Annotated in this window: 19 protein-coding genes; 7 read left to right on the plus strand and 12 right to left on the minus strand. The window is 74.4% G+C overall.

Annotated elements, in window-relative coordinates; translation table 11 throughout:
* Positions 1 to 192: 192 nt before the first annotated feature.
* Positions 193 to 1,317 (minus strand): S1C family serine protease, encoded by a 1,125-nt coding sequence (locus DT057_RS23220; protein ID WP_128564501.1) that lies wholly within the window; start codon positions 1,315 to 1,317, stop codon positions 193 to 195.
* Positions 1,318 to 1,633: 316 nt separating this feature from the next.
* On the opposite strand from DT057_RS23220, the gene DT057_RS23225 reads away from it, so the two are divergent.
* From DT057_RS23225 to DT057_RS23235, 3 genes are all read left to right on the plus strand, one after another.
* Complete coding sequence (locus DT057_RS23225) at positions 1,634 to 2,146, plus strand: hypothetical protein (protein ID WP_128564476.1); 513 nt, start codon at positions 1,634 to 1,636, stop codon at positions 2,144 to 2,146.
* Positions 2,147 to 2,272: 126 nt separating this feature from the next.
* The gene (locus tag DT057_RS23230; RefSeq protein ID WP_128564477.1) at positions 2,273 to 2,557 is read left to right on the plus strand and encodes a type II toxin-antitoxin system prevent-host-death family antitoxin; all 285 of its coding nucleotides are present in this window, start codon (positions 2,273 to 2,275) and stop codon (positions 2,555 to 2,557) included.
* Between the two features lie 47 nt (positions 2,558 to 2,604).
* Positions 2,605 to 3,048, plus strand: a complete 444-nt coding sequence (locus tag DT057_RS23235) for a PIN domain-containing protein (RefSeq protein WP_128564478.1) — start codon at positions 2,605 to 2,607, stop codon at positions 3,046 to 3,048.
* Positions 3,049 to 3,073: 25 nt separating this feature from the next.
* On the opposite strand, the gene DT057_RS23240 is transcribed toward DT057_RS23235, so the two are convergent.
* From DT057_RS23240 to DT057_RS23260, 5 genes are all read right to left on the minus strand, one after another.
* Complete coding sequence (locus tag DT057_RS23240) at positions 3,074 to 4,267, minus strand: MFS transporter (protein WP_128564479.1); 1,194 nt, start codon at positions 4,265 to 4,267, stop codon at positions 3,074 to 3,076.
* 108 nt (positions 4,268 to 4,375) lie between these two features.
* Positions 4,376 to 5,086, minus strand: coding sequence for a Bax inhibitor-1/YccA family protein (locus DT057_RS23245; protein WP_128564480.1), 711 nt, complete (start codon positions 5,084 to 5,086; stop codon positions 4,376 to 4,378).
* Positions 5,087 to 5,206: 120 nt separating this feature from the next.
* Positions 5,207 to 5,983: an anti-sigma factor family protein gene (locus DT057_RS23250; RefSeq protein WP_128564502.1), complete on the minus strand. Its 777-nt coding sequence runs from the start codon at positions 5,981 to 5,983 to the stop codon at positions 5,207 to 5,209.
* A gap of 37 nt (positions 5,984 to 6,020) precedes the next feature.
* Positions 6,021 to 6,599, minus strand: coding sequence for a sigma-70 family RNA polymerase sigma factor (locus DT057_RS23255; RefSeq protein ID WP_128564481.1), 579 nt, complete (start codon positions 6,597 to 6,599; stop codon positions 6,021 to 6,023).
* Between the two features lie 262 nt (positions 6,600 to 6,861).
* Positions 6,862 to 7,308, minus strand: coding sequence for a hypothetical protein (locus tag DT057_RS23260; RefSeq protein ID WP_128564482.1), 447 nt, complete (start codon positions 7,306 to 7,308; stop codon positions 6,862 to 6,864).
* 47 nt (positions 7,309 to 7,355) lie between these two features.
* On the opposite strand from DT057_RS23260, the gene DT057_RS23265 reads away from it, so the two are divergent.
* Together DT057_RS23265 and DT057_RS23270 are read left to right on the plus strand one after the other, a co-directional pair.
* Entirely contained in the window at positions 7,356 to 7,886 is a 531-nt protein-coding gene (locus tag DT057_RS23265; protein WP_128564483.1) for a DUF3990 domain-containing protein, read from the plus strand.
* A gap of 31 nt (positions 7,887 to 7,917) precedes the next feature.
* The gene (locus DT057_RS23270; protein ID WP_128564484.1) at positions 7,918 to 8,298 is read left to right on the plus strand and encodes a hypothetical protein; all 381 of its coding nucleotides are present in this window, start codon (positions 7,918 to 7,920) and stop codon (positions 8,296 to 8,298) included.
* Positions 8,299 to 8,425: 127 nt separating this feature from the next.
* On the opposite strand, the gene ggt is transcribed toward DT057_RS23270, so the two are convergent.
* From ggt to DT057_RS23300, 6 genes are all read right to left on the minus strand, one after another.
* Positions 8,426 to 10,195, minus strand: a complete 1,770-nt coding sequence (gene ggt, locus DT057_RS23275) for a gamma-glutamyltransferase (RefSeq protein ID WP_128564485.1) — start codon at positions 10,193 to 10,195, stop codon at positions 8,426 to 8,428.
* Between the two features lie 139 nt (positions 10,196 to 10,334).
* The gene (gene maiA, locus DT057_RS23280; protein WP_128564486.1) at positions 10,335 to 10,979 is read right to left on the minus strand and encodes a maleylacetoacetate isomerase; all 645 of its coding nucleotides are present in this window, start codon (positions 10,977 to 10,979) and stop codon (positions 10,335 to 10,337) included.
* Positions 10,980 to 10,997: 18 nt separating this feature from the next.
* On the minus strand, positions 10,998 to 11,726 hold the full coding sequence (locus DT057_RS23285; protein WP_128564503.1) for an amino acid ABC transporter ATP-binding protein: 729 nt from the start codon (positions 11,724 to 11,726) through the stop codon (positions 10,998 to 11,000).
* Positions 11,727 to 11,953: 227 nt separating this feature from the next.
* Positions 11,954 to 12,646: an amino acid ABC transporter permease gene (locus DT057_RS23290; protein ID WP_128564487.1), complete on the minus strand. Its 693-nt coding sequence runs from the start codon at positions 12,644 to 12,646 to the stop codon at positions 11,954 to 11,956.
* 167 nt (positions 12,647 to 12,813) lie between these two features.
* A complete protein-coding gene (locus tag DT057_RS23295) occupies positions 12,814 to 13,533 on the minus strand; it encodes an amino acid ABC transporter permease (protein ID WP_128564488.1) in 720 nt (239 codons plus the stop codon).
* A 192-nt stretch (positions 13,534 to 13,725) separates the two neighbouring features.
* On the minus strand, positions 13,726 to 14,631 hold the full coding sequence (locus tag DT057_RS23300) for an amino acid ABC transporter substrate-binding protein (protein ID WP_128564489.1): 906 nt from the start codon (positions 14,629 to 14,631) through the stop codon (positions 13,726 to 13,728).
* Between the two features lie 297 nt (positions 14,632 to 14,928).
* On the opposite strand from DT057_RS23300, the gene dgcN reads away from it, so the two are divergent.
* Entirely contained in the window at positions 14,929 to 15,993 is a 1,065-nt protein-coding gene (dgcN, locus tag DT057_RS23305) for an N-acetyltransferase DgcN (RefSeq protein ID WP_128564490.1), read from the plus strand.
* Positions 15,990 to 16,970 carry an N-acetyl-D-Glu racemase DgcA gene (gene dgcA, locus DT057_RS23310; protein ID WP_128564491.1) on the plus strand — a complete coding sequence of 327 codons (981 nt, stop codon included), beginning with the start codon at positions 15,990 to 15,992 and terminating at the stop codon, positions 16,968 to 16,970. The genes dgcN and dgcA overlap by 4 nt, the downstream gene beginning before the upstream one ends.
* The last annotated feature ends 127 nt before the right edge of the window (positions 16,971 to 17,097 follow it).

Genomic DNA, 17,097 nt, shown 5'->3' on the forward strand with positions numbered 1-17,097 from the left:
GCTCGCCCGCCCCCGCCGGCAGGGGGCCGGCGGCGAGCAGGCCTCCGGCCAGGCACGCCGCCGCGAGGCCTCCCGCGGCGAGGGCTGCGGCGGCGCGCGGTCGCGCGGCGGTCGGGCGTGGGCTCACGATCCAGGGCTCCCGTTCGGCGTCGGCCCGCAGCGTAGCGGCGCGCGGGGGTGCGGGCGATGCCCTCACGGCCGCACCCGGCCGACATCGGCGGGCGTCACCGTGACGCTCCGGGCCTGCCCGTCCCGGTCGATCTTGAGGGTCACGCTCTGCCCGATCCCGGCGGCCTCCATGGCCGCCGTGAGGTCGGGCAGGCGGTGGACCGGCCGGCCGTTCACGCCCACGATGACGTCGCCGAGGCCCCCGGAGGCGTCGAGGCCGCGCAGGCCCGCCGCCGCCGCGGGCGAGCCGCGCAGCACCTGCACCACCACGATGCCGTCGATGCCGAGACGGGCGGTCGCCTCCTCCGGCGCGGCCACGATGCCGATGCCGGGCGTGGGCGTGCGCCCGGTCCGGATCAGGTTCGGCACCACCCGGTTGACCACGTCGACCGGGATCGCGAAGCCGATGCCGGCGCTGGCGCCGGACGGCGAGAAGATCGCGGTGTTGACCCCGATCAGGCGCCCGGCGGAATCGAGCAGCGGGCCGCCGGAATTGCCCGGGTTGATCGCCGCGTCGGTCTGGATGACGCCGGAGAGCTCGCGCCCCTCCGCGGTCGGCAGCCGCCGCTGGAGGGCGCTGACGACGCCGGTGGTCAGGGTGTGGTCGAGGCCGAACGGGTTGCCGATGGCGAAGACCGACTGGCCGACCTTGAGGTCGGCGGAGGTGCCGATGGCGATGGGCGGCGGGGTGCTGCTGGCGCGCCCGAGCTTCAGCACCGCGAGGTCGTAGTTCGGCGCCGTGCCGACGAGGCTCGCGGGCACGACCTCGCCGGTGGAGAGCCGCACCGAGATCTCCCCGCCGCCCTGGATGACGTGGTTGTTCGTGACGACGTGGCCGGCCGCGTCCCAGACGAAGCCGGAGCCGGTCTGCTCGCCGCCCTGCTGCTGGCCCTCCCCGCTGTAGGGATCGACCTGCATCAGGTCCCGGTCGCGCGCGGCCCGCTTGCTGAAGACGTAGACCACCGAGGGCGCGACGCGCTCGAACAGGGCCACGGTCGCGGCCTCGGAGGGCGCGAGGTCGCCCCGCGCCGTCACGGCGCGCGGCGTCTCGACGGAGAACAGCAGCCCGGTGAGGTAGGGCTGCGCCACGAACAGCGCGAGCAGCACCAGGGCGGCCGTCAGGGCGATGCGCAGGAAGCGGTCGGGCACAGTGGTCACTCCGGCGTCGATGCGGCCGCGGCGCGTCGGGCCGGGCCCGGCCGGGCCTTGAGCGTGGCGCGGGGAACGGAGCCGGGCCGGGCGGGCGGCGCGATCATGGCTCGCGGCTCGGGGGCGGTGGCCGGCATGGCGTCCCTCGGCTCCAGCTCTCCCCCGGCCTGGATTCCCGGCCCGGAGGATTCTAGGGTCGCTGCTCCCTTACGAAAGGTCCGGAATGCTCCGCAAGCCGTCGCCGCGCCGCGCGCCCACCGCGCCCCCGAGGGACCGGCGCTGCCCCGGGCCCTTCGCCGCCGCGCCGTAGGGCCCGATGCGCCTGCTCGGCCGCCTCCTCGTGATCGGCGTGGCGCTGCTCCTGGCGATCCCGGCCGGGGCGGCGGTCCTCGGGGCCGGCGTGCTGCTCGATCCGGCCCTGCGCGACCTCGCCGGCTCGCTCGGGCTCTCGGGCATCGCCGCCGTGCTCTCCGACCTCGCCGAGGGCTACCTGCCCGATCCCGGCCTGGTCGAGGCCGCCCTCGCCCTCGGGCGCGCCCTCGTGCTGCTCGTGGTGGTGCCGCCGGCCCTGAACGCCCTCGTGGGCGAGGTGCTGGGCTGGCGCTCGCTCGCCTGGTACGGCGGCGCCACGGGGCTCCTCACGGCGCTGCTGCCCTGGCTGATGCGGGGCGTGCGCGGCGCCGCCGCCGGCCCGGCCGGGGCGGCGGAGGGCCGGGTGACGGCCGTGCTGTTCCTGGCCGGCGGCGTCGCCGGCCTCGTCTACTGGCTGGCGGCGGGGCGCCGGGCCGGGCCCGCACCGGTGCCGCCGGGACCGCGCCCGCGGCGCTGAAGGCCGCGGGCCGAGGCGCTGAAGGCCGCCACGGCCCGCGCCGGAGCGTCGGCGCGCGGCTTCCTGGGCAACCCGGCCCCGCTCCGGTACAAGGATCGCCCGAGACGGACCGAAGGTCGTGACCTGATGAAGCCGGAGCCGCTGCCCACCCACTCCCTGCCCAAGGCGCGGGCCGAGCTCTCGGCTTTGGTCGAGCGCGTGCTCGCGGGGGAGCCGCAGCGCATCACGCGCTCGCCCCGGGAGGCCGTGGTGGTCGTCTCCGAGGCCGAGTGGCAGGGGCGCCAGGGGCAGCCGGGCACCCTCGCGGCCCTGTTCCTCACCCATGCGGGCGAGGCGGGCGAGCCGGGCTACGCCGAGATCCTCGCCGAGCCCCCGTCGCCCCAGGTCCCGGGGCCGGCCGACGCGGCCTGAGCGCACGGCCGACCCGACGCCACCCCGCCGCGGACCCGCGAGGACCGATGTACCTGCTCGACACGACGATCGCGACGCTGTTCGACCCCGCCCGGCGGCGCGAGGCCGAGGCCGTGATCGCCTGGATGGACCGGCACGACCGCCTGCTCTGCGTGAGCGTCGTGACCCTGATGGAGATCGAGGCCGGGCTGATCCGGCTGCGCCGCCAGGGCCGCGCCGGGCGGGCCGCGGCGATCGAGGCCCTGCGCACCACGCTCCTGCGCGACTTCTCCGCCCGCCTGCTGCCGGTCGACGCCGACGTGGCCCTCATCGCGGCCGGCCTGCGGGAGGCGGTCCGCCCGGACGCGGTCGAGACCGGAACCCTGCTGATCGCCGCGACGGCCCGGGCCCGGGGGCTCACGGTCCTCTCCCGCACGCCCCTGCGCTTCACCGCGCTCGGGGTCGCCGCCCTCGACCCCCTGGCCGGGCTGCCGCCGGACGCGGGCGGCTAGCCCCGCCCGCGTCCGCGCGCCCGCCTCACCGGTCCGTGCGGTGGGCCACCACCCCGACCGCCGCCACCGCGAGGGCGAGGCCGGCGCCGATCAGCGGCAGGTGGCCGTAATCGATCCCGGCGCCGATCGCCACGCCGCCGAGCCAGGCGCCGGTCGCGTTGCCGAAGTTGAAGGCGCCCTGGTTGACCGTCGAGGCGAGGGTGCGGGCGCCGTCCGCGGCCGTGAGCACGCGCATCTGCAGCGGCGCCACCAGCGCGAAGGCGAGCACGCCCCAGACGCCGATGAGGGCGGTGGCCGGCACCAGGGCGCGGGTCGCCGGCACGAGCCCCAGCAGGGTGGCGCAGAGCGCCAGGGCGAGGCCGATCACGGAGGGCATCAGGCGCCAGTCGCCGAGGCGCCCGCCGAGCGTGTTGCCGAGCGTCAGCCCGACCCCGAACAGCAGCAGCACGCCGGTGATCTCGTTCGGGGTCGCCCGGGCGGTGGCGGCGAGGAGCGGCGCCACGTAGGTGAAGACGCTGAAGAGGCTCGCGGAGGCCAGCACGCTGAGCAGCATGGCGAGCAGCACCTGCGGCCGGCGCAGCACCCGGACCTCGGCCAGGAGGTTGCCGCCCTCCCGGGGGAGGTTGCGCGGCAGCCAGGCGAACAAAGCCGCGGCGGCCGCGAAGCCGATGCCGACGACGGCCCAGAACGTCGCGCGCCAGCCGAGGGCGTGGCCGAGCGCCGTGCCGAACGGGACGCCGAGCACGTTCGCGAGCGTCAGTCCGGTGAACATGATGGCGATGGCGCTGGCCTTGCGGCGGGCCGGCACGAGGTCCGCCGCCACCACGGAGCCGAGCCCGAAGAAGGCGCCGTGGCACAGGGCCGTGACGATCCGGGCCAGCATCAGGAGGCCGTAGCCCGTCGCCAGCGCGCAGAGCGCGTTGCCGAGGATGAAGAGGCCCACGAGCGCGAGCAGCGCCCGGCGCCGGTCGAGGCGGGCGATCAGGATCGCCACCGCCGGGGAGCCGAAGGTCACGCTGAGCGCGTAGGCCGAGACCAGCAGGCCCGCCTGCGGGATCGTGACCCGCAGGTCGCCCGCCACCTCGGGCAGGAGGCCCATGATGACGAACTCGGTGGTGCCGATCCCGAAGGAGGCCGCCGCCAGGGCGAGGAGCGCCAGGCCGGCGGGCCGGCCGGAGGCTGGCTCGGCCCGGAGGGTCTGCTCGAGCGTGTGCTGCATTGCCGTTCCCGTTGCTGCATTGCAGCATAAGGCGGGAACGGCGCGAGGGTTCAGGCGGCGCGCCGCATGGGGAGGTTGCAGGCAGCGCAGGCCGCGGGGGCGGCCCGCCTATTCCCGGTCGCCGGTGAGGTTCAGCAGGAGCTGGAACAGGTTGATGAAGTTCAGGTAGAGCGACAGCGCCCCGAACACCGCGAGCTTGGACGACGCCTCCTGGCCCCAGCTCTCGGCGTACTGCTCCTTGATCGACTGGGTGTCGTAGGCGGTGAGCCCGGTGAAGACCACCACCCCGATGAGCGAGATCGCGAATTGCAGCGCGCTCGAGCCGAGGAAGAGGTTCACCACGGAGGCGATGACGAGGCCGATCAGGCCCATGGCCAGGAACGACCCCATGCGCGAGAGGTCGCGCTTCGTCGTGTAGCCGTAGAGGCTGGTCGCCCCGAACATCGCCGCCGTGATGAAGAACGTGCGGGCGATGCTGGTCCCGGTGAAGACCATGAAGATCGAGGCGAGGGACAGCCCCATCACGGCGCAGAAGGCCCAGAACAGGGCGTGGGCGGTGGCGGCCGAGAGGCGCTCCATGCGCAACGACAGGACCATCACGAAGGCGAGCGGCGCCAGCATCACGACGTACTTGAGCGGCGTGCCGAACAGCGGCCTGGCGAGCGCCGGCGTGGACGCGACGCCGAGCGCCACGAGGCCGGTGAGCGCGAGGCCGAGGCCCATGGTGTTGTAGACCCGCAGCATGTGCTGGCGCAGGCCCTCGTCGAAGGCAGCGCCGGCCGGTGCCGCCGGCGTCTGCCAGGCGTAGGGAGTGTTCATCGGGCAAAGGTCTCCGGTGCGCGGGACCGGGCGCTGCGCGCCCGGCCGCCGTCGGGGGATGCTTGATCAAGGGCGGGATCGGCCGGCCCGTCCCGCGGGCCGGGCGGATCGGGGCGGCCTTCAGGGCCGGAGCGCGGCCAGCGTCGCGGCGGCGCGGCCGAGGTCCGGCTCGTTGCCGGAGCCGCTGAGGGCGTAAGCGGCGTGCCCGGCCTTCCAGTACACCGTCACGGCGTCGGCCGAGCGGGCGACCTCGGGCGCGAGTGCCTCCGCGTCGGCCGTGCGGGTGGCGAAGAGCGCGACCTTGCCGAGGCTGCCGGCGTCGATGGCGACCTCGACGCCCGCGCCGCTGCGCGAGGGGAAGATCTGCAAGTCGTCGACGCGCCAGTCCTTCGGCAGGTCCGGCAGGGCGATGCCGGTGGCGGCCTCGACCTCCCGGCGGTCGTAGGCGGGCGTCGGACGCTGCGAGGCGACGCGGGCCCGCACCAGGGTGGCCTGGCGCGCCTGGAGGGCCTCCTCCACGAAGGCCGGGGAATGCGTCGACGCGATGGTGCCGGGCACCCCGAACCCGCCGGTCTCGGCGTGCAGCAGCCAGCCCGCCCCGACCAGGAGCGCGATGACGGCGGCGCGCTGGAGGCGGGCCCCGATGCGCCGGAAGGCCAGCGTGCGGTCGAGGCGGCGGGCCGCGCCCAGGAGGCGCTCCGGCACCGGGCCGGACCGCAGGCCCGGCGGCGGCGTGAACACCGCCGACAGGGCGTCCCGCGTGCGCAGGTCCGCCATCACCCGGGCGGCCGTCTCGGGATGCGCGGCGAGGTGCCCCTCGACCTCGATCCGCCGGCCGAGATCGAGCTGCCCATCGATGTAGGCGTTCAGGTCCGCCTCGGTGATCGGGTCCATCATCGCCTCCACGCTCCCCCTCCGGCTCCGCCGCGCCGCCTCACGAGGCGTCCGCGGACGGGCCGCCTCCCTGCACCACGCGCAGGCGCGGGGCCTGCCGCACCGGCGGCGCCTCCGGCGCCGGCAGCCGCGGCGCCGCCCCGCTCTCGATGCTGCGCAGGGCGGCGCGGGCGCGGCCCAGGCGCGACATCAGCGTCCCGATCGGGATGCCGAGCACGTCCGCCGCCTCCTGGTAGGCCAGCCCCTCGATGGTCACGAGGTGCAGCGCCTCGCGCTGCTCGTCGGGCAGGCGGTGGAAGGCCTCGCGGATCTGGGCCAGGCGCACGTGGCCCTCCTGGGCCGGGGGCACGGCGGCGTCGGCGATGTGCCCGAGGGCGTCGGCGTAGCGCGCCTCCACCTTGCGGCGGCGCTGGTCGTCGATGAAGGCGTTGTGCAGCACGGTCATCAGCCAGGTGCGCAGGTTGGTGCCCGGCCGCAAGGTGCCCTGCCGCTCGAGGGCGCGCACGAGGGTGTCGTGCACGAGGTCGTCGGCCTGGCCCGGGTCGCGCGTCAGGGACCGGGCGTAGCGCCGGAGCGGCACCAGGAGGTCGAGGACGTCGGGTCTCTTGCGAAGCATCATGGTGGGTAAACGAGCGGGGCCCGCTCCTTAATCCCGTCGCGGCCGCGGCCGGCGGACGCGCCGGCCGCTCCCCCCGGTCAGTCGCCCAGATCCGCCAGGATGCCGCGCGTCTTGTCCACCAGCCGCCGCAGGGACGGGTGCGCGTCCGCACCGCTCCGGTGCTCGACCGCGGACAGGATGGTCGATGCGCGCCGGCGCCCGTCCCGGCGCCTGGCTGGACAGGAGCGCGAGCAGCGCCAGGACGATGCGGTCGCGGGTGAAGTTAAAATCCGCCGATTGCGCGGGGAGCGCGACCCGCGCGAGGTCGCATGGCCTCGGAGCCAGGGCGATGGCGGTCGCCAGGGCGACCACCCGGCCCTCGCTGCCGCTCGCGGCCGGGGCTCGGCGCGGCAGCCCGAGAGCGAGCGTCAACCGGCCCAGGCGATCCGCCAGGCGTCGCCCGCTCGGGCCACGCGGTCGGCTCCTCGTCGGCGATGGGGACTCGCCCGCCGCCGGCGCGCCGGGCGGCGAGGACGATACTGCGCCGCACGACCTCCTCGACGACGTCGAGCCCGGACCTGCCGACCTTGAGCCTCCTGGCGCGCTCGATCTTGCGGGCGAGCGCGCCGGCGACGAAGGAGAGCTCGGCCCGCATCACGAACAGGATCGTCAGAACGACGCAAGGCCAAGCCACCGCGCTCAGGATCGCCGCGAGATCGCGGATTGCCATCGCTCCAAGCCCGTGTAACGCTGGGTACGCGGCGGCAAGGACGAGACATGCCAGTATGGAGCAACCCTGTCCTGCGCGTCTACCATGGGACGGACGACGTTTCGGCCGCAGTGGCGCCCAACGCAGCTCTCGGAACGCCGCTTTCATTTGTCGTCACTTTGGCGCTATGCCGCCCGAACACCGATTTTGGACAAGGGTTCTACGTCACTACCCGGTTGCATCAGGCCAGGGAGTGGGCCAACACCAGGGTTTTGCGAGCACCGCCTCAGCCCGGGCTGCACGCCGTCGTGCTCGGCTTCGATCTCGACAGGGATTGGCTGGCGGGCCTGGACAGCCTGACCTTCGTCCGCCCGATCCGGGATTTCTGGAATCTGGTCACGGACTGCCGGCACGGCTTCGCCCCGCACCAGCGCATTCCGCCCCGGCCTGCGCCGTACGACGTCGTCTACGGGCCGGTGACGCTTTGGCCCCAGCGCCTGGTGATTGCGGATTGCGACCAGATCAGTTTCCATACTCGGCGTGCGATCCGCGGCCTCACGCCGGTGAGGCTCGCCGACCGAGCGGCCTACACCTTCTGACCCCGACCGCCGACACCAGGGATCCACCGCCATGCCCGACGACCTCAACGAGGAGCCCTACGGGATCGTCGACGCGGCCGCGGACGTTCCCGACGATCTCAAGCGGCAGTTCTGGGGCAGGATCCGGGACACCCTGCGGGACGTTTTCCACCATCCGCAGGCCCAGGAGGTCGCCGACGCGTTCCGGGCCCGCCTCCGGAAGGCCGGCACCGAGACCGAGTTGCACGCCTACCACCTCGATCCGCTTCAGGTCGCGGCCGATCTGGCCGGAGACCGGCTCGCTCCCGTGACGCCAGGGCAGCGTGCGGCCTACGCCGCGCTGGTGCGGGATCGCGTTGGCCTCGCGGACGTCCCCGACGCCGCGAGCCTCCAGCGCGCCGTGCCGGACGACGTCCTGCCGCGGCCGAGTTGATCCTCCGGGGCGCTCCGGCAGCCGCGCGAGATGGTGGCATCACGGGTCAGAGCCCGTCGGACCCGCGCTCCGCCGCGCCTGACCCGTGGCGCCGCCCTGCGGCGATCGGGGCCGCGCGCTGAGGACATCAGTAGCCGTCCGCGAGCGTGCCGCGCTGGCGCGGGTCGGCGGCGCCCGCCAGGCCCTCGGGGGCGACCAGGACGGAATTGGCCGAGCCCGAGGTCGAGCCCACCACGACCCGGTGGCCGCGCTGGCGCAGCAGGGCCAGGGTGTCGGGCGACAGCCCGGTCTCGACGAGCAGCGCGTCCGGCCGCCACTGGTGGTGGATCCGGGGCGCCGCCACCGCCTCGGCGAGGTTCATGCGGAAGTCGATCAGGTTGACCACCACCTGGAGCACCGTCGAGATGATGCGGCTGCCGCCCGGGCTGCCGGTGACGAGGACGAGGCGGCCGTCGCGGAACAGGAAGGTCGGGGTCATGGAGGAGAGCGGCCGGGCGCCCGGCGCCACCGCGTTGGCGTCGCCGCCCACGAGCCCGTAGGCGTTCTGGGCGCCGGGCTTGGCGGAGAAATCGTCCATCTCGTTGTTGAGGAGGATGCCGGTGCCCTCGGCCACGAGCCCGAGCCCGTAGGAGAAGTTCAGCGTGTAGGTGTTCGAGACCGCGTTGCCGTCCCGGTCGACCACCGAGAAGTGCGTGGTCTGGTCGGGCTCGAACGGCAGGGGATCGCCCGCCTTGACGGCCTCGGCCGGGCGGGCCCGGTCCGGGTCGATGCGAGACCGCAGCAGCGCCGCGTAGGGCTTGGCCGTCAGCCCCGCCACCGGCACCTTCACCCGGTCGGGGTCGCCCAGGAAGGTGGCGCGGTCGGCGTAGGCCTGCTTCATCGCCTCAGCGAGGAGATGCACCGAGGCCGCGCCGCCGGCCCCGGACGCCCCGAGATCGAAGCCCTCCAGGATGTTGAGGATCTCGATCAGGTGGACGCCGCCGGAGCTCGGCGGCGGCATCGCCACGACGTCGTAGCCCCGGTAGCTGCCGCGCACCGGCCGGCGGACCGCCACCCGGTAGCCGGCGAGGTCGGCCGGCGTCATGACCCCGCCCGCCGCCCGCACCGCGTCCGCGATCCTCTCGGCGACGGGGCCCTGGTAGAACGCGTCCGGCCCGCCCGCCTGGATCGCCCGCAGGGTGGCGGCGAGGTCGGGCTGCACCAGCCGCTCGCCCCAGCCGAACGGCCGCGTGCCGTTGAAGAAGACCGCCCGGGTCGACGGCCACGCGCCGAGCCGCGCCGCGGCGCGGGGCAGGGAATCGGCGAGGTCCTCGTCCACCGCGATGCCCTCGCGGGCGAGGGCCTCGGCCGGCGCGATCAGGTCCGCCAGGCTGAAGCGGCCCGAGCCGTAGCGGGCGAGCGCCTCGGCGAGGCCCCGCACGGTGCCGGGCACGCCCACCGCCCGGCCGGTCGCCGTCGAGGCCCGCGGGTCGGGCGCGCCGGAGGGGTCGAGGAACATGTCCCGGGCGGCGGCGGCCGGGGCGGTCTCGCGGTAGTCGAGCGCCACCGTCTCGTTGCGGGCGGCGAGGTGCACCATCATGAAGCCGCCGCCGCCGAGGTTGCCGGCCTTCGGCAGGGTCACCGCGAGGGCGAAGCCCACCGCCACCGCGGCGTCGACGGCGTTGCCGCCGCGCTTGAGGACGTCGACGCCGACCCGGGTGGCCTTGGCCTCCTGCGAGGCCACCATGCCGTGGGGCGCGAAGACCGGGAGCAGGCGGGCGTCGTCGGACGGGATCGCCCCGGCGCCCGGCATCCCGGGGGGCGCCCCCTGCCCGCGGGCGGCCGGGCCGGCGAGGGCCAGGAGGGCGGCGGCCAGGAGAGGGACGGCGCGCAGGCGGGCGAAGGGTCTGAGCGGCATGGCGGGGTGCTCCTCCCGGTCAAGGTGGCGCGGGGCGGGCGGGCGTCGAGCCCCGCGCCGCAGCCCTCCCCCGCCCACGCTCCGCGACCTGAGGGCGCGCCGGGGGTCCGTTCGGCCGGCTCCGGCCGGGGCCCGCGCCTCAGGCCGGCGCACCCGGCTGGCGCCCGGGATGCGCCCGCGCGAAGGCGTCCTGCGCCAGGCACGCCTCGGCGATGCGCCGCACGGTCGGGTAGGGCGCGGTGTCGACGGAGAAGATCGCGGTGCCGACCCAGAGGCTGACGAGGCAGAGGTCGGCGTGGCTGATCGCGTCGCCCTGGCAGTAGCGCCCGGTGCCGGGCTCCGTGGCGAGGCGGGTCTCGAGCGTCGCGAGGCCGGCGCCGAACCAGTGCCTGAGCCAGCCGAGCATCGTGTCGCGGGGCAGGCCGAGGTCGTCCGTGAGGTAGCTGCGCACCCGCGGCACGTAGAGCGGGTGGGTGTCGCCGGCGACGACCTGCGCCAGCGAGCGGGCCCGGGCGCGGGCCTTCGGCTCGCGCGGCAGCAGGGCCGGCTCGGGGTGCGTCTCCTCCAGGTACTCGAGGATCGCCAGGGACTGGGTCAGCGGCGGGCCGTCGCCGTCGAAGAAGGCCGGCACCGCGCCCTGCGGGTTGATGGCGCGGAACTCCGGCCGGTGCTGGTCGCCGGCATCGAGGTCGATGAAGGTCTCCTCGTAGGGCAGGCCCTTGAGGTTGAGGGCGATCCGGACCCGGAAGGCCGCGGCCGAGCGCCAGTTGCCGATCATCCTCATCGACGGCGTTCCTTCGGTTCAGTGCGACAGGATCTTCGACAGGAAGGTCTGGGCGCGCTCGCTGCGGGGCGAGCCGAAGAAATCCTCCTTGCGGGCATCCTCGACGATCTCGCCGCGGTCCATGAAGATCACCCGGTTGGCGACCTTGCGGGCAAAGCCCATCTCGTGGGTCACCACCATCATGGTCATGCCCTCGCGGGCGAGCTCCACCATCACGTCGAGCACCTCGCCGACCATCTCGGGGTCGAGGGCCGAGGTCGGCTCGTCGAACAGCATCACCACCGGGTTCATGGCCAGCGCCCGGGCGATGGCGACGCGCTGCTGCTGCCCGCCCGAGAGCTGGCCCGGGAACTTGTGGGCGTGGGCCTTGAGCCCGACGCGCTCCAGGAGCGCCATGCCCTTGGCCTCGGCCTCCTCGCGCCCGCGCCCCAGCACCTTGCGCTGGGCGAGGCTCAGGTTGCCGGTGATCGACAGGTGGGGGAACAGCTCGAAGTGCTGGAACACCATGCCGACCCGCGAGCGCAGCTGCGGCAGGTTGGTGCGCCTGTCGACGACCTTGGTGCCGTCGACGGTGATCTGGCCCTTCTGGAACGGCTCGAGGGCGTTGACGCACTTGATCAGGGTCGACTTGCCCGAGCCCGACGGGCCGCAGACCACCACCACCTCGCCCTTGACGACGGATGTCGTGCAGTTCGTCAGCACCTGGAAGTCGCCGTACCACTTGCTGACCTGGTCGATGGCGATCATCGGGACGCCCGCCGCGGCCGCGGGCGCCGGGCCCGCGAGCGGGGCGGCGACGGGGCTGGAGGGCGGCGCGCCGGCGCCGGGCCGCTGGGGCTCCGGGGCGGTGGCGGGGGGCGGCATCGCGGACGAGGTCATGGGGCTGTCCCTTGGGCAGGGCCCGAGAGCGGGGCCGCGGCTCGCCGCGGGCCCGCCTCGGGACGTTCGAACGGGCCGCCGGGCGCGTGGCGCGCCTAGCGGATGATGGCGACGCGGCGCTGCAGGCGGCGCACGAGCAGCGAGGCGACGAAGCAGACGGCGAAGTAGACCACCGCCGCGAACAGGTACATCTCGACGAGGCGCCCGTCGCGCTGGGCCACCTTGGAGGCGGCGCCGAGGAAGTCGGTGATCGACAGCACGTAGACGAGCGAGGTGTCCTGGAACAGCACGATGGTCTGGGTCAGGAGGACCGGCAGCATGTTGCGGAAGGCCTGGGGCAGGATGACGGTGCTCATCGACTGCCAGTAGGTGAGGCCGAGGGCCGAGGCGGCCGCCGCCTGGCCCCGGGGGATCGACTGGATGCCCGCCCGCATGATCTCCGAGAAGTAGGCCGCCTCGAACAGCGTGAAGGTGACGAGCGAGGACGTGAAGGCGCCGACCTGGATCGGCCGCTCCGCCCCGGTCGCCCACTGCCCGATATACGGCACGAGGAAGTAGAACCAGAAGATCACCAGCACCAGCGGCAGCGAGCGCATGAAGTTGACGTAGACCTTGGCGACCTGCGGCAGCACCGGCAGGCCCGACAGCCGCATCATGGCGATCAGCGTGCCGAGCACCACGCCGCCCACCGCCGCGAGCGCGGTCAGGGTCAGGGTGAACGTCATCCCGTCGAGGAAGAGGTAGCGCAGCGAGGTGAGGATGACGCTGAAGTCGAAGTTGGCGAACATCGAGGGCTCAATCCGCGCGGGAGGAGGTCGGGAGATCTAGAGCAATTCCCGGCATGGTGGAAACCGGGTCGGCGCGGCACCACGAAGGCTGCGCGACGCCGTGAAGGCCCGGGGCCGCCGCGGCCGGAGCGGGCCCGGCCCCTAGCGGGCGGAGCGGGCCCGGCCCCCTAGCGGCCGGGCACCGCGAAGCGGCGCTCCAGCAGCCCCGAGGCGGTCACCACCACGAGGTTGATCAGGATGTACAGGAGCGTCGCGGCCGTGAAGGCCTCGAAGACCTGGAAGGAGAATTCCTGCATCGAGCGCGCCCGGGCGGTGAGCTCCAGCAGCCCGATGGTCAGCGCCACCGACGTGTTCTTGAGGTTGTTGAGGAACTCGGAGGTCATCGGCGGCAGGATGATGCGGTAGGCGTTGGGGAGCAGGACGTAGCGGTAGGTCTGCGCGGTGGTGAGCCCGAGCGCGGTGCCGGCCATGCGCTGGCCCCGCGGCAGGGCCTGGATGCCGGCCCGGACCTGCTCGGCGACCCGCGAGGCGGTGAAGAGGCCCAGGCACACGACCGCGGTGTAGAACGGCGCGTTGGACATCTGCTTCAGCCAGGTGCCCCAGGATTCGGGCAGCACCTCGGGCAGCACGAAGAACCACAGGAACATCTGCACGAGCAGGGGCACGTTGCGGAACAGCTCGACGTAGGCGTTGCCGAAGGCCTGCGGGACCCGGCCCGGCAGGGTCCGCATCACGCCGATGACCGAGCCGACCGCGAAGGCGATCACCCAGGCGCAGAGGGCCGTGACGATGGTCCAGATCAGCCCCGACAGCAGCATGTCGGCGTAGGTGCCGGTCCCCTCGGGCGAGGCCTCGAAGAAGATGCCCCAGTTCCAGTTGTAGTTCATGCCCTGCCTCGGGAGCCGCGCCGCGCGCGATGGTAGACGGTTTTCCGGCCCGGGCGAGGCGGGACGGAAGGGGCCCGGCGCGCCGTCACCGGGAATTTTCGCGCCCGGCCCCCGGGATCGCCGCTCCGCCGTCCCGGGAGGGCCCCCCGAGCGGCGCGCCGGGGACGGCCCGCCCCGGGGGCGGGCCGGCGGTCAGTACATCGCCGGGTCCGGGCTGTCGCTCGGGGTCGAGAAGGCCTTCTGGAGGGCCTCGCTCATCGGCAGGTTGAGGTTGATGTCCCGCGGCGGGATCGCCTTCGTGAACCAGCGGTCGTAGGCCGCCTTGCCCTCGGGGCTGCGGTAGAACGCGGCGGTCGCGGCGTCGACGACCTTCTTGAAGGGGGCGTCGTCCTTGCGCAGCATGATGCCGTAGGGCTCGGGCTTCGAGATCGCGTCCGACGAGATGAGGTAGGCGTTCGGGTCCTTCGAGCCGGCGGCGAGCGAGGCGAGCAGCACGTCGTCCATCACGAAGGCGACCGCGCGCCCGGTCTCGACCATCAGGAACGCCTCGGCGTGGTCCTTGGCCGGCAGGATCGTGATGCCGAGCTTCTTCTCCGCGTTGTACTCGTTGATCTGCTTGATGTTGGTGGTGCCGGAGGTCGAGACCACCACCTTGCCCTTCAGGTCCTCGAACTTCGAGACGTTGCTCGCCTTCTTGGCGACGAAGCGGCTCGCGGTCAGGAAGTGGGTGTTGGTGAAGGCGACCTGCTTCTGGCGATCGGCGTTGTTGGTGGTCGAGCCGCACTCGAGGTCGACGGTGCCGTTGGCGATCAGCGGGATGCGCGTCGCGGAGGTCACCGGGTTGAGCCTGACCTCGAGCTTGTCGAGCTTCATGTCGGCCTTCACGGCCTCGACGACCTTGCTGCAGATGTCCATGGCGTAGCCGACGGGCTTCTGGCTTCCGTCGAGGTACGAGAACGGCACGGAGGAATCGCGGTAGCCCAGCGTGATCTGCCCGGTTTCCTTGATCTTCTTCATCGTCCCGGTCAGGTCCTGAGCGGATGCCGGCGCGGCCGCGAGGCCGGCGAGCAGGACGGGAAGCAGGCTTCTCAAGCGCATTCGTGCTCTCCTTTTGGGCAGGGCCCTACGTCCGCCATCCCGTGCCGCGCCGTCAAGGGTCGGGAGTACGCGGGCGGGGAGCCCTGCGGAGACCGTCGGCCCGACCGCTCCCGGAAGGGGCGCGGGGCCGCTTGGCCGCCGGGGCGAAGGCCCCGATGCGCCGCCCGACGCAAGGCGCAGGCCAGCGCTCCCGTGTTGCACGCCGCGGCAGCGCGGGTGAAGGTGCCGGCGCGAGGAGATCGGGCGGCCCGCCGCTTGCCCGGCGGACGCGGCTGCCCCCGACGGATACGGACACTCATGCAGATCGCCACCCCCTACCTGATGTTCCTGGGCGACGTGCCGGACCGGCTCGCCGCCAAGACGGCCTACGGCATCGTGGACTGGCGGCCCGACTGGTGCGTCGGCCAGCTCCGCCTGCCCGGCTGCGCGGCCGACCTCGGCATCCCCGACCTCACCCTGGCGCAGGGGGTGGAGAAGGGCGCCCGCACCCTGATCGTCGGGGTGGTCAACGCGGGCGGCGTCCTGCCCGACCACTGGGTCGCCTCGATCGTCGCCGCCATGGAGGCCGGGCTCGACGTGGCGAGCGGGCTGCACACCCGGCTCGGCTCGGTGCCGGCGATCGCGGCGGCGGCCGAGCGGACCGGCCGGCGGCTGCACGACGTGCGCCACTCCGACCAGCGCTTCGACACCGGCAAGGGCGTCAAGCGCTCCGGCCTGCGCCTGCTCACCGTCGGCACCGACTGCTCGGTGGGCAAGAAGTACACCGCGCTGGCGCTCGAGCGCGGCATGCGGGCCCGCGGCCTCGACGCCGATTTCCGCGCCACCGGCCAGACCGGGGTGTTCATCTCCGGCCGCGGCGTCGCCATCGACGCCGTGGTGGCGGACTTCATCTCGGGCGCGGTCGAGTGGATCTCCCCCGCCGCCGCCGCCGGGCACTGGGACCTGATCGAGGGCCAGGGCTCGCTGTTCCACCCGAGCTTCGCGGGCGTCAGCCTGGGCCTGCTGCACGGGGCCCAGCCGGACGCCTTCGTGATCTGCCACGAGCCGACCCGGACCCGGATGCGCGGCGTGCAGCACCCCCTCCCCTCCATCCGGGAGGTGATCGACCTGACGATCGGCTGCGGCCGCCTGACCAACCCGGGCATCCGGCCGGTCGGCATCGCGGTGAACACGCAGGCGCTCGGGGAGGCCGAGGCCCGCGCCGTGCTGGAGCGGCTCGCCGCCGAGCACGGCCTCCCGGCGACCGACCCGGTGCGCTTCGGGGTCGAGACCCTGGTCGACCGCCTCGTGGCCGAGTTCCCGGCGGCCGGGGCCGCGCCGGCCGGCGCCGCGGCGGCCGGGGCGGCGGGAGCCTCCGCGTGATCCGCCTCGCCGTCGCGGTGGAGCGCTGGCCGATCGCCGGGCGCTTCACCATCTCGCGCGGCAGCCGCACCGAGGCGGTGGTGGTGGTGGCCGAGATCTCCGACGGGACGCTCGCCGGCCGGGGCGAGTGCGTGCCCTACGCCCGCTACGGCGAGACCGTGGAGGGCGTGCGCGACCTCATCGCGGCGCAGGGCGACGCCGTCGCGGGCGGCCTCACCCGCGACGACCTCCTCGCCCGGATGCCGGCCGGGGCGGCCCGCAACGCCCTCGACTGCGCCCTGTGGGACCTCGAGGCCAAGCGGCGCGGGGTGCGCGCCCACGCGCTCGCCGGCCTCGCGGCGCCGGTCCCGGTGACCACCGCCTACACCCTGAGCCTCGGCGGCCCGGAGGAGATGGAGGCGGCGGCGCGCGCCGCCGCCGCCCGCCCGCTCCTCAAGGTGAAGCTCGGCGGCGCGGGCGATCCGGAGCGCATCGCGGCGGTGCGCCGGGGGGCGCCCGCGTCCCGCCTCGTCGTCGACGCCAACGAGGCCTGGAGCCCCGCGACGCTCGCGGCGAACCTCGCGGCCTGCGCGGCCGCGGGCGTCGCTCTGATCGAGCAGCCGCTGCCGGCGGACGACGACGCGCTCCTGTCGCGGGTCGCCCGCACCATCCCGATCTGCGCCGACGAGAGCCTGCACGACCGCGCCGGCCTCGACGCCCTCAGCGACCGCTACGACGCCATCAACATCAAGCTCGACAAGGCGGGCGGCCTGACCGAGGCCCTGCTGCTCGCCCGGGCGGCCCGGGCGCGGGGCCTCTCGATCATGGTCGGCTGCATGCTCGGCACCTCGCTGGCGATGGCGCCCGCCATGCTGCTGGCGGGGCTCGCCGAGGTCGTCGACCTCGACGGCCCGCTGCTGCTGGCCCGCGACCGCACCCCGGGCCTGCGCTTCGAGGGCAGCGTCGTGCACCCGCCGGAGCCGGAGGTCTGGGGGTGAGCGGTCCCGGCGGCCGCGGGCGCCCGGCGGGCGCCCCGGACCGCGCCCCCCGGACGATCGTCCACCCGTCCGGGCCGGCGATTTGTTGCACACCGCCGGAGCCGTGCGGCTAAAGTCGTCCGCTCAG

The sequence above is a fragment of the Methylobacterium crusticola genome, from assembly GCF_003574465.1.
GTDB classification, from domain to species: Bacteria; Pseudomonadota; Alphaproteobacteria; order Rhizobiales; family Beijerinckiaceae; genus Methylobacterium; species Methylobacterium crusticola.